The sequence below is a fragment of the Acinetobacter sp. A47 genome, from assembly GCF_000805455.1.
Taxonomy (GTDB): Bacteria; Pseudomonadota; Gammaproteobacteria; order Pseudomonadales; family Moraxellaceae; genus Acinetobacter.
The window spans coordinates 407382-419521 of sequence record NZ_JSUS01000071.1; the positions used below are offsets into that span (position 1 = coordinate 407382).

Genomic DNA, 12140 nt, shown 5'->3' on the forward strand with positions numbered 1-12140 from the left:
TCTGCTGTTGATATTGTTTTCTCAATCGGTCCCAATCCCGACCTGCACTTCCAGCCGGCCAGACTGCACGCGTAAACCGCGAATCTCAAACTGGTCCACCAGTTGCTGTACCAGCTCACGGCTTTCCTGCAAAATATTCAAGCCCGGCAAAATACTGAAATCGGTCAGACTGAGCAGTTTATCGACCATCCACGAACGGTTATTGATGAAATCAATAAAACCGGCTTCTTCCAGATCGATATACCACAAGCGATGCCCTTCTTTCTGGATGCCCGGCACATCACGGATCAGGTGATTGATCAGGAACGGAATCGGCAGGGAGTTGATCAGTTCAAAGCTGACATTGCCGACACGGCGTGCCGCCCAGTTGGTCAGGGTACCTCCATGCCGGATTTGCAGGTCCAGATGTTCATCGACCTGGCGTAAGCGTAAATATTTTTCCTGCCCGATCCGGCATTCCAGTACATTAAATTCAAGTGAAAGCCGGTATAAGAAACGATGGTAATGTCCATCCAGATCAATATGAAACCGGTCATTGCCGCATTCAATCCTGATATCATCAATTTCGGAGCGGTCCATGCGCTTGCGAATCTGGTTATTGAGCAGCATTTCCGGCAAGTATAAGGTCAGGCTACTTCGGCCCAGTGAGGTTCTGGCCATGGCCAGAGCGACCTGTCGTGCGGCTTCGCTGGTTTCCGAAACCATATCACGAACGGTATTGCGCACGCCTTCTACACCACGCCGGGTATGATGCGTCACCTGATCCAGTGCATCTAGCGCAGCATCTGCCACGCCCGCAATATTCCGTGAGGTATCACTGGCAAATTCAACTGCATCCTGTGCATGTTGCAAGGTCTTATTGATGAGTCGACGTGATAATGATGGTTTCACAGCAGAGCGCTCTGTATCTGCCGGCATAATATCGAACATCGCCTTTTTATCATCTTGTCGGTTCAAGATGTTCTCCCTCTTCCCTTTCTTACTGGCTCATAGCTGATGAGCAACGATCTGCGTTCTAAACTTATCTGTCGTTTTTCTGTAGATTAGCATGCCCGCCCCTACAAATTGCGTATTTTTGTTGCACAGTTTCAATTTATTCTGCCGGCCTGTGATGACCTGCTAATCCGTCTCTTTATGGCCGGATCTGGCTTGCTCAAGCTGGCCTGAACGGAGGCTCTTGTACTGTGCCAGTGCCTGCTCAAGCGCTTGTACCCAAGCCTGTGCAGAAGCTCCTCCCAAGTGGGGCAGCTCGCGTAACGCCACCCAGGCCACCTGCATTTGGACAAAACGGTTGCCTGTCTGCAATCTGGAATGCATCCAGCCAGCAAGCGCCTGTGCCCGTTTCTGCACTTCAAACTGGATGGCAAATAAACCGCTATTGCATGCCGTTGCAGCCGACTGCAAACATAACTGACGTATCTGCGTGGTCAGTTGTGTCTGTTGCTCAAGATAAGGAGATAATTGTTCTGCATAGAACCACTCGGCAAAGGCAAGCATCTGTTCCACCACCCGATCATGCTGGGCATAGAGAAGCGCACGCTGCGGATGCTGCTTGTCTATGCGTCCTTCTCCCAGATATGTCATCCATCCCTGCTGCAAAATGAACTGGATAGTTTCACTTTGCGGCACATGCTGTTGAGGTACTGCGAGCCGGGCAAGCTTCTCTAAGACCTGCTCCGCTGGCGCAGGTTGCAGCAGCCACTCCAGAATTGCAGGCTGCTGTTGTATGCCCTGCCATAAAGTCTCAAGCAAGGCCGGCTGCTGCCGCAGACTGATCACGCATGCTTGCTCAACATACGCCTGTAAAGCCTGATATAGCCTCCCGGGGGCCAGTCCTCCGTTACAGCTTGACCCGGTTAAAAGCCGGGGCGCACTGGCAATGACCTGCGCGCTAAAAGGCAAGTCGTATTCCCGGCCACCCCATAGACCATTTAATGATTGCCCCAAAGTGTTTAAGCCACGCCCAAGCTCTGCCACCAGACTGGTCGCTGTTGCCCGCGTTTGTAAAATGGCTTCCGGCAAAATCAGGTCCACGGCCTGTTGCAGGATGCGGTCATAGGCTTTCTGGTCGAGTGGTTTCTGATAACGTATCAGTAAGTCCAGCGCATACTCGACATCACTGACCCAAGGCCGGTATTCAGGCTGATTGCGTTTTAGCAAACATTCGATATACGCATAAAAAGCCACTTCACTGAAGTGTGTCGCTTGTGCAGCTGCCCATTCAAAATATTCAATCGCTGGCGTATATTGCCCTGCACCCGCATAAGCACTGGCCAGGGCATTGGCATGCCGGACACTCGGTTGGTACTGGTGCAAATGATGGAGTAAATCAATTTTTGGCTGCCGGTCCAGACATTGTTCCAGCTGACGTAAATAACCGTTGATGTGTTGCTGCGTTGGCTGTGTTTGCACATAAGTAAGCCGATATCTCAGGCATTGCTCATACCAGCCATATTTGCGCGCATGCGTGCTGTAGGCAGTGATGAACTCGTCCTCAATCAGCCGGATCAGCTGTATGGCACAGGCGATATCTTCATCGTGCGCATGCCGGAACTTCCATTGTCTGGGCAAGCTCACCTGCAAGAGACGCAATAAAAAACCGGCACTCAGGTCAGGTCGTTCCGAGGTCACCAGTATTAATTTATCCTGTGTCGACAGATGGCTTTCTCCCTTCTGGATACGGGATAAACGTAACTTTAAAATTTTGGTGGGTAACATGCGTATCCTTGTGCATTCGTCAACCAACTTAGCCTGCAAATTAGCATGACTGGAAAGACTTTTGCGAACAGCTTTAGACGAGCTGTCGTTTTCGGCAAGATCACCAAAACCGCTGAAACAGGCAAGATGTTTCAACTCATCAATCAGTAAAGTTATGTATTTGAATCACTCAGGATTTTTGCTTTTGCATAATTTTCGCTAAAATAGCCAAAACACTATAGGAAACTTTTATGCAATACCGCTGCCCTAAATGTCAAAGCGTGAAAATTATGCCTGTCAGCCAGGGTGCAAACGGCCCTCGCCCCAACGTACCCAAAAGTCTGGTACTTTTAGTCCCTGCCATTTTTATTTTATTGATCTTGGTACTGATCAGCATCGGGATGTGGATTTTCGGTAATGGTGCCGGACAAGGCCTGCAAATCGCGACAGTGGTGGTCTTTGCTGTGTGTGTAATTGCAGGGGTTTTATTCTGGCGTGACCTGCCGGACTTTAAAATTTCAATGCAGGCCTTCATGCAGGCACAAAAGCACTGGAAATGCCGTGACTGCAATCATGAATGGCAGAATTAATCATTAGCCAGAATCCGTCGTTTTTTTATTTTTAATAAATTAAAAAATAAATAGTTACAACGGAGTCATGTTGAGTTCTCATCCTATTTTAGGATTAACCTTCGGTTCGACCTGAGAAGCGTTTAAAGCTTCGCAAGTATTTCGGGATGAAGAGCGCGCCTCCACAAGGGCAACCACCTTGCGCAGCTGCGCTCCTCATGCAAAACCTGTTCACTTCTTGCATTTAAATATAAATATTGCAAAAACCGTCCATTGCATATTCTATTCAGGTTGTAGATGACTCTTCCAAGTTTCATATCTTATGCTAGGTTTAGGTCAATTATCCCTAAATGACCCTTCACATCAGCTTAATGCTGATGTGAATGTCCATGTGTTGCTTCGTCAGCATGTGGATGGGTATGCTGGCAATGCATTGCCGCATCATCCTCAATTTGCAAGGTCACCTCGGCAATACCATGTTCATGTGACAGCATTTCGGTTGCAGCACGATGTAACTGGTTGCGGTCTGCATCCGGTGCAAACAGGTGCACGGTCAGGTGAATATTCTTTGAGGTAATCGCCCATACCTTTAACTGGTGAATACTTTCCACCCCATCGAGTGCCAGCAAGTCACTGCGTAGTTTTTCTATATCCACTTCTTCCGGGACACCTTCCAGCAGGATATTGATACTTTGCTTGAGTAGAATCCAGGTTCTTGGCAGTACCCAGAAACCGATTGCTACCGCAATCAGGGTATCGACCCAGTACCAGTTGGTGAAATAGATAATCACTGCGCCAATAATCACCCCGATAGACCCCAGGGCATCACTCAGCACCTCCAGATAAGCGCCTTTCATGTTCAGGCTTTCAGAAGCACTCGACATCAGGATCTTCATCGAGATCAGGTTAATCACCAGACCAATCGAGGCCACCACCAGCATGCCCACACTCTGGATTTCAGGCGGCTGGGTAAAGCGCTGATAGGCTTCGTAAAGAATATACATCGCCACAAAAAACAGCATCGAGGCATTGAACAATGCTGCCAGTATTTCAAAGCGCTGATAGCCAAAGGTGCGCTTATTGTCTGCTGGACGTTTGGCAATCTGGATCGCGGCCAGTGCAATCGCCAGTGCGGCGGCATCGGTAAACATATGCGCTGCATCAGAGAGTAAGGCCAGACTCTGGGTGATTAAACCGGCCACAAATTCAACAATCAGAAATGTTGTGGTCAGTACCAATGCTATGGTGAGTTTTTTGGCATTACCTTCAGTAACAACTGCATGACTATGGTCATGCCCTTGATGCCCACTCATGTTGGACTCCTTATAATTTTTAAATTCAACTTTCTTTCTACACTATCTCAAATCAGCGCTGAATATGATGAGTGAAGTGCAACGAATTGTCCGAAAATCTTTCGCTATCCGGTCTCTAACCTGTATTTACGCTTGTGGTGGCGGCACGAATGCCGCCGTTGGACTATCTTGCGCTGCGTGCAAGAAAATCCAGTCCCCCACGGGTAAATACCTGATTATTGTTCAGAGGGCTTTTCATTCATCCAGCGATAGACCACCGGCAAAATCAGCAAGGTCAGCAAGGTCGAAGAAATAATCCCGCCAATTACTACTGTCGCCAGTGGACGCTGGACTTCAGCGCCCGTACCGGTGGCAATCGCCATGGGAATAAAGCCCAGTGACGCGACACAGGCTGTCATCAGTACCGGACGCAAGCGCAATACCGCGCCATGCCAGGTGGCATAATGAATATCAAACTGTTCTCTCAGCTCCTTGATAAAGCTCAGCATCACCAGACCGTTCAATACCGCAACGCCCGACAGGGCAATAAAACCGACCCCTGCCGACATGGACAAGGGAATATCGCGTAACCACAGCGCCACCAAACCACCCGACAGGGCAAATGGCACGCCACTAAAGACCAGCAAGCTGTCTTTAACGTTATTGAACACGGCCATCAGCAGAATAAAGATCATCAGCAAGGCCAGTGGCACCACGATCTGCATTCTGGCTTTTGCCGAAGCCAGATTTTCAAATTGTCCGCCATAACCGAGCCAGTAACCGCTTGGTAATTTTTGCTGGGCCAGTTTCAGCTGCATCTCAGCCACAAATGAGCCGAGATCACGGTCGCGGACATTGGTCGTCACCACCACACGGCGCTTGCCATTTTCACGGCTCACCTGTGCCAGTCCCAGGATATTCTCCACTTTGGCTACGTCTTGCAGTTTGATCAGACCACCATTTGGCAGCTGAATCGGCAACAGGGCCAGTTGCTGTGGCGTACGCATGACATCATCCAGACGCAGCACAAAATCAAACCGGCGGTCGCCCTGCAAAATCTGCCCGACACTCTGTCCGCCTATACTGGCCGCCACCAGATCCTGTATCGATTTGACCGTTAAGCCATATTGCGCAGCCAGGGCATGGTCAATATCGACATTGAGCAGGGGCAAGCCATCGGTCTGCTCGACTTTGACTTCGCTGGCTCCCGGAATGGTTCTCAGGGTTTGAGCAACTTTCTCAGCCTCCTGGTTCAGCACCTGCATATCATCGCCAAAAATTTTGACGCCGATATCACTGCGCACCCCTGAAATCAGCTCATTGAAACGCAGCTCAATCGGTTGCGAAAACTCGCTGTTATTTCCCGGGATTTTTTCCACATAGGCCAGCATCCGGGTGCGCAGTTCATCAATGCTTTCCGATTGATCCGGCCACTGCTCACGAGGCTTTAACAGCACCACGGCATCAGAAATATTCGGTGGCATCACATCGGTTGCCACTTCAGCCGTCCCGGTACGGGCAAAGATCGCCTTGATTTCAGGGAATGCTGCCATAAGCTGTTTTTCAACACTTTCCTGAATCTTGAGTGACTCCTCAATTCCGGTACTTGGCGCACGCATCAACTGCAACGCAAAATCACCTTCACTGAGCTGAGGTGCAAATTCACTCCCGACACGCGTCCCAATCGCAGCCGTTAACATCAAGATCGTTACGGCTCCCGCCAGTACCACATAACGCAGGGCATAGGCGCGATCAAGAAGTGTTTCATAATTGCGTTTCAGGGCCGCCATCCAGCGACTTTCCTTCTCCTTCACCTCACCTGTGACAAACAGTGCCACCGCTGCCGGAACAAAGGTCACCGATAAAATGATGGCGCCAATCAATGCAAGCACCACGGTCATGGCCATAGGGTGGAACATTTTCGCTTCCACGCCTGCGAGGGCAAAGATCGGTAAGTACACCACCATGATGATGATCTGGCCAAAAATCAGCGGACGCCTCGCCTGCTTGGCTGCCAGAAATACTTCGGTGAAACGTTCGGAACGGGTCAGTAAGCGGCCTTTATGATGCTGTGCTTCGGCCAGCCGTCGGATACAGTTTTCCACAATCACCACGGCCCCATCCACGATAATCCCGAAATCCAGTGCGCCCAGACTCATCAGGTTGGCACTGATTTTCTGTTCGGCCATGCCTGTCAGGGTAAACAGCATAGACAACGGGATGATACAGGCCGTAATCAATGCAGCTCGGAAGTTGCCGAGGAACACAAACAGGATCACAATCACCAGAATTGCGCCTTCAATCAGGTTCTTGGCTACGGTCTTGATGGCTTTGTCCACCAGAACACTCCGGTCATACACCGTTTCAACCACCACGCCTTCTGGCAAGGAACGCTTGATTTCCTGCATCTTGCGATCTAAGGACTGAGCGACAGATTTACTGTTTTCACCCATCATCATCATGGCGATGCCAAGAACGGTTTCTTGCCCGTTATAGGTCGCACCACCAGTTCTGAGATCATGGCCAATCGACACTGTTGCCACATCGGCCACCCGGATCGGCAGACCGTTTTTGGTACTGACCGTGACATTTTCAATATCCTGCAATGTCTTGAGCATGCCCGGAATACGGACTGTGAGCTGCTGGCCATTTTCCTCAATAAAGCCTGCCCCACGGTTTTCATTGTTTTCAGACAATACGGTTTGCAACTCGCTCAGAGGGATTTGCAATTGCTGTAACCGTTTCAGATCAGGTGCCACCACATAGGTCTTGTTATAACCACCAATGCTGTTGATTTCGGCGACACCGGGCACCCGTTGCAATTGAGGACGGACAATCCAGTCCTGAATTTCACGCAGGTCCATGGCCTGATACGGCGAGCCATCTGCCTTTTTAGCATCCGGTTCGGCCTTGACCACCCATTGATAAATCTCTCCCAAGCCTGTAGAGATCGGTGACATTTGCGGCTCAATCCCGTCGGGCAAGGCACTTTTTGCTTCCTGCAAGCGCTGGTTGATCAGCTGACGCGCCCAGTAGATATCGGTGCCATCTTTAAAAATCACCGTAACCTGTGACAGGCCATAACGCGAGATTGAACGGGTTTGCTCCAGATCCGGAATTCCGGACATAGCATTTTCAATCGGATAGGTAATCCGTTGCTCCACCTCAGGGGCAGTGAATCCCCCTGCCTGACTGTTAATTTGTACCTGAACATTGGTAATGTCAGGCACGGCATCAATCGAAAGCTTCTGATAGCTATAAATCCCGACCCCGATCCAGGCCAGCACAAACAGCATTACCCAGATCGCGTTGCGAATCGCAAACTGGATCAGCCGGTCAAACAGGCTTTCCGCAGGGGGAAGCCCTAAATCCTGCTTAGTGTCCATGCTCAGCCTCTCCCTTCTCCATTTCGGATTTCAGAAGGAAACTGCCCTGACTGACATATTGCTGTTTTTCAGTCAGACCAGACCGGATTTCTACCCACTGCCCATCACTCGAGTAATTGCCCAGCTGTACCGGGGTCGGAGTAAAATGCCATTGTCCCTGTTCTGGCTTGGCTACAAAAACCGTGGCTTTGCCTTCGATCTGCTGGATCGCCGCTTTGGCCACACGTAGCACAGGTTTCGGGTCTGCCCCTTGTAACAGCACATTGACCATCAGGTTAGGCCGCAGTTCTTTAGCCGGTGTCAGGACTTTGGCACGCACTTGCAAACGGCCGGTCTGTGTATCGGCTGCTGTAGTTAAGCTCTGGATTTGCGCCTTAAAGGTGTTGCTGGTTTGCAACGACTTAAATTCGATCTGCTGATCTGGCTGGACATTGATGTGATCGACGCTTGGTAAGATAAATTCAATCCAGAGCCGATCCAGCTGATCGATCACAAACAGTTGTTTATCTGGGGTAATCTGCTCGCCCACCACAATATCTTTCAGGCTGACAATCCCGCTTAACGGTGCAGTCAGCACATAGCGCCCCTTGCTACCACTGGATGCCCCCAAGGCAGACAACCGGTTTCGTGCAGCCTGTACCTGAATCTGGGCTTGCCGGTAAGCATTATAAGCCCGCTGATAATCCTGACGTGCCGACACCCCCTGTTCCCAGAGCTGCTTTTCACGCTGGTAATCTTGCTGCGCCAGCGTCAGGGCTTCCTGGGCAATGCTTAAACTGGCTTGCTGATCGACCAGTTCCGGAATAAACAGGGTAGCAAGTACCTGCCCCTTCTTCACCTGCTCACCCAGTGCCGCATTGACACTTTCCACCCGTCCGGCAAAGGTGGCAGACACATGCGCCTGCTGATCGGTATTCGGCACCAGCTTGGCCGGATAAGCATATTGTTGTGACACCGCTCCGACACCCACCTGCGCCAGTTTCACACCATATTCGGTCATCTGTTTCGGGGTCAGGTTAAGACTGCCTTCCTCGGTTTCACTGTCATGCCCCGTTTCACCTTCGGCATGGGCATGCTCCTCTGATGCAGCATCGCTCGCTGTTTTGTTTTTTCCCGTAAAAAATAAAACAGCACTGAGTATGGCACCCACAGCGATCACCAGAATGACCCAGAACCACTGTTGCTTAGATTGATTTGTCGACATTATTCTGCTCCTCCAACAGTGGCAAGGCCATTGGTTTCTTTCCAAAGGGTCTGATTGATCTGGCTCAAGGCATCACTGGCGCTGACTACACCCGGTTCAACACCCAGGGCCAGGCTTTCTGCCTCAATCTGTTTCTGCCATGCACTTTTAAGTAACTGCACTTTATTCAAGCGTTGCTCTTGCAGTTGCATGGTGGCTTGCTGCACGTCGGTAATGGCATATTTGCCAGCTTTAAAACCGAGCAGCATTTTCGCCTGTACGGTTTCAGACAATGGAATTTGCCGCTGGTTGACCAGATCAAACTGCTGTTTCAGGCCAGCCAGTTCTGCAGTTAAAGTCTGAATGGCATTCAGGTTCTGCTGCTTATAGAACTGTTGCTGCTTCACCAGTAGCTCCTGCTTGGCGTTGGCTATGCGTAATGAATATTGCTGACGATTGAAAATGTTTAATGGAATCTCGACCCCAAGCCTGAACTTGTTATCGGTCGAACGGGGTTCTGCCGTTTTACTCTGCACCATCCCCAAATTGACGGTCGGATTTGGTCGATTAGAGACTTTTAAATAATCAATATTGGCCTTCTGGCGTGCAATATCGAGCTGGATTGCGCGCTCAAACAGATTGTTCTGCATATAGGTCTGTAAATCCTGCTGTTGCGGCCAGACGTTGCTGGCCTGAACAGAGAAGCGGTTGTCGGTACTGCCCCACAAATTGGCCAGTTGCCGTTTTGCTGTCGCCAGCGCCAGTTCGGTTTGCTGGAATAAACGCTGATTTTCAATATGGGACATGAGCGTACGGTCCAGATCAACCTGTGCAATACTGCCGGCCTGCAGTCTTAACCGTGTTGCATCCAGAGTGGCCTGACTGGTTTTGAGCTGGGCCTGAACAACATCATGCTCCATTTCAAGCACCACCACTTGTGACCACAGATATTTCACCACCAATTCGAGCTGGGCATCGTATAACGCCTGATTCAGCCCCACCTGAGTCGCTTCAACATCTGCCAGTCTGACCGCTGCACGGCGCTGGCCGAATACATCCAGCTTCTGTGACAGGCCAAATTCCAGCTCCTGGTCTTTACCCGACCGGAACTCGGTCTGCTGAACCGAAAGGCTTGGATTTGCCCATAAAGCAGCCTGTTTTATATTGGCTTCGGCAATGCCTTGCCGGGTTTGCCAGACACCGATAGCGGCCTGATGCTGTTTTACATCTTGCAGGATCTGTTCAAGACCCAGATGTCGCTGCCCAAGCTGAGCCGAAGCATGAGAGACATCAGGCAAGGACGCTGCCGCTGCTGCTTGACTAAAGAGTACAGTGGTGAGCGCAATCGCCAGCACTGCCCCTTTTAATGACGCTGTAGGCGTATACCGATTAAATGCATGTTGCTGAACTGCACCGATACGCCGGTTTAAATTTAAAGACATATAAAGCCCCGCAAATAATAAGGTTACGGTGGGCTATTTTTTGGCTACCCCACCTATAGCGGGGTCAATACAGGGGGCGGATTTAAACCGGAGAGATGGGGAGACTGGTAAGAGTTGGACCAGTGATATTGTTGCTGGGCAATGTGTATCTGTAATACAGGCTCATCCAGTTGCTGCTGGGCTTCGGTCACTACCACATGAAAACAGGAAGGCAAATGATCATGGTGATCTTGCAAACTTGAAGGCATCGGCAAATCGGATGCATCCGGGTCAGCAGGCACCGAATGGGCAGCAGGCTCGGCCTGTGCTGGCACATGATGTCCAAAATGATTGAGGGAACTGTACTCGCCCGGCTTTTCATGCGCACAAAATGCCGCTGCCACATTCCAGAAACCCTGAAACATGAACAAACCCAGCAAGACGGTAATGAAAATGGCAGAACGATGCAAAGTTTTCTCTTTAGATAAAAATTGCGCGCATGAACTATAGCAAGTAAAGCCGATGTAATAAAATTACATGTCCGGATTTCGCCATAAAATCCCGGCTGAAGAGGCACCCAGCAAGCGACAGGACATCTGAAAAAGCAGGCAACAGTCCGGCTGCCCGGACTGCCTCCTTTATGCTTAAAACAACTTATTTACACTTTTGATGCGGCCGCTGGTGCTCAATCTTGTTTTCCAGCCTGGCTTTGGCCTGTTGCTGGGACTGCAAGTTTTTTTCCAGAAACAGCAAGCCACCATCAGCACTGGCCCAGCTTGCTGAAAATGATAAAACCAAAAAACATACGGCTGTATTTAATTTAAAAGACATAACATTCACCTGATTTAATCTATTGCTTCATATTCCGTTTCCGTCAACGAGAAATGGAGCACGGGTGAATTCATCTTCAATCAACGCCTGATGCCAAAGCACTGTTCCAGAGGTGTGGAATATCTCCGGAAGCGACCATTTATCCAGACAGGTCAACATCTGGCAAAAGTTTGATCAAGGACAAATAACCCATTGAAATAGATATATTTCCAGTGAGTTTTTTTGGGCTACCTCACTTATAGCGAGGTCAAGATCGGCGGCGGATTTGATCCGGACAAATGCGGGGACTGGTATAGATTAGACCAGTCATAGTGATGTTCGACCTCATGCGCACGCACAACAGGGGTATGCCACTGCTGCTGTGTCTGCATCACCATCACATAGGAACAGGACGGTAAATGGTCATGATGATCTTGCAAGTTTAAAGAGGCGGCGACATCCGTATCTGCTTCAACAGCAGAAGATGAATGCGTTGCGGAAACATGACGCTTTTCAGGGGCGTGATGCCCAAAATGCTTGAGCTCACTATACTGGCCCGACTTTTCATGCGCGCAGAAAGCCGCTGCCACATTCCAGAACCCTTGGAACATGAACAAGCTTAACAGCAGGGTCACAAAAATGAGCGGACGTTGCAACAGCACACCATTACAGTAAATTGCACAAAGCCACTATAGCAGGCGATACCGATGTAATAAAATTACAAAACGGTTTTCAGTTCATTCAGACCTGATTTAAAACATTTTTCAGATACATTGATAATA

10 protein-coding genes are annotated in these 12140 nt (G+C 49.8%); 1 reads left to right on the top strand and 9 read right to left on the bottom strand.

The genetic code is table 11. The annotated features are described in order from the left end of the window. Positions 1-21: 21 nt before the first annotated feature. Both OC23_RS17335 and OC23_RS17340 read right to left on the bottom strand, forming a co-directional pair. Positions 22-957: a hypothetical protein gene (locus tag OC23_RS17335; RefSeq protein WP_038346224.1), complete on the bottom strand. Its 936-nt coding sequence runs from the start codon at positions 955-957 to the stop codon at positions 22-24. Between the two features lie 162 nt (positions 958-1119). Further along, on the bottom strand, positions 1120-2718 hold the full coding sequence (locus OC23_RS17340; RefSeq protein ID WP_038346225.1) for a hypothetical protein: 1599 nt from the start codon (positions 2716-2718) through the stop codon (positions 1120-1122). 230 nt (positions 2719-2948) lie between these two features. Here OC23_RS17340 and OC23_RS17345 point away from each other — a divergent pair, with 230 nt between their 5' ends. After that, positions 2949-3287 (top strand): hypothetical protein, encoded by a 339-nt coding sequence (locus OC23_RS17345; protein ID WP_038346226.1) that lies wholly within the window; start codon positions 2949-2951, stop codon positions 3285-3287. 347 nt (positions 3288-3634) lie between these two features. Here OC23_RS17345 and OC23_RS17350 read toward each other — a convergent pair whose 3' ends face one another. From OC23_RS17350 to OC23_RS17375, 7 genes are all read right to left on the bottom strand, one after another. Next, entirely contained in the window at positions 3635-4579 is a 945-nt protein-coding gene (locus tag OC23_RS17350) for a cation diffusion facilitator family transporter (protein WP_038346227.1), read from the bottom strand. Between the two features lie 215 nt (positions 4580-4794). Then, positions 4795-7944, bottom strand: a complete 3150-nt coding sequence (locus OC23_RS17355; RefSeq protein ID WP_038346228.1) for an efflux RND transporter permease subunit — start codon at positions 7942-7944, stop codon at positions 4795-4797. Beyond that, entirely contained in the window at positions 7934-9148 is a 1215-nt protein-coding gene (locus OC23_RS17360; protein WP_038346229.1) for an efflux RND transporter periplasmic adaptor subunit, read from the bottom strand. The genes OC23_RS17355 and OC23_RS17360 overlap by 11 nt, the downstream gene beginning before the upstream one ends. Then, a complete protein-coding gene (locus OC23_RS17365; RefSeq protein WP_038346230.1) occupies positions 9148-10569 on the bottom strand; it encodes a TolC family protein in 1422 nt (473 codons plus the stop codon). Before OC23_RS17365 ends, OC23_RS17360 begins: the two co-directional genes overlap by 1 nt. Positions 10570-10622: 53 nt before the next feature. Next, a complete protein-coding gene (locus OC23_RS17370; RefSeq protein ID WP_201773441.1) occupies positions 10623-11018 on the bottom strand; it encodes a cation efflux protein, CzcI-like in 396 nt (131 codons plus the stop codon). A 184-nt stretch (positions 11019-11202) separates the two neighbouring features. Further along, positions 11203-11379 carry a hypothetical protein gene (locus OC23_RS19330; protein ID WP_171194822.1) on the bottom strand — a complete coding sequence of 59 codons (177 nt, stop codon included), beginning with the start codon at positions 11377-11379 and terminating at the stop codon, positions 11203-11205. Between the two features lie 236 nt (positions 11380-11615). Continuing rightward, positions 11616-12014, bottom strand: coding sequence for a cation efflux protein, CzcI-like (locus OC23_RS17375; RefSeq protein WP_201773442.1), 399 nt, complete (start codon positions 12012-12014; stop codon positions 11616-11618). Between the last annotated feature and the right edge of the window lie 126 nt (positions 12015-12140).

Bases quoted from the DNA above. Each gene is read 5' to 3' on its own strand.
- OC23_RS17340 (WP_038346225.1), bottom strand. From the start codon at position 2,718: ATGTTACCCACCAAAATTTTAAAGTTACGTTTATCCCGTATCCAGAAG.
- OC23_RS17345 (WP_038346226.1), top strand. From the start codon at position 2,949: ATGCAATACCGCTGCCCTAAATGTCAAAGCGTGAAAATTATGCCTGTC.
- OC23_RS17350 (WP_038346227.1), bottom strand. From the start codon at position 4,579: ATGAGTGGGCATCAAGGGCATGACCATAGTCATGCAGTTGTTACTGAA.
- OC23_RS17355 (WP_038346228.1), bottom strand. From the start codon at position 7,944: ATGGACACTAAGCAGGATTTAGGGCTTCCCCCTGCGGAAAGCCTGTTT.
- OC23_RS17360 (WP_038346229.1), bottom strand. From the start codon at position 9,148: ATGTCGACAAATCAATCTAAGCAACAGTGGTTCTGGGTCATTCTGGTG.
- OC23_RS17365 (WP_038346230.1), bottom strand. From the start codon at position 10,569: ATGTCTTTAAATTTAAACCGGCGTATCGGTGCAGTTCAGCAACATGCA.
- OC23_RS19330 (WP_171194822.1), bottom strand. From the start codon at position 11,379: ATGTCTTTTAAATTAAATACAGCCGTATGTTTTTTGGTTTTATCATTT.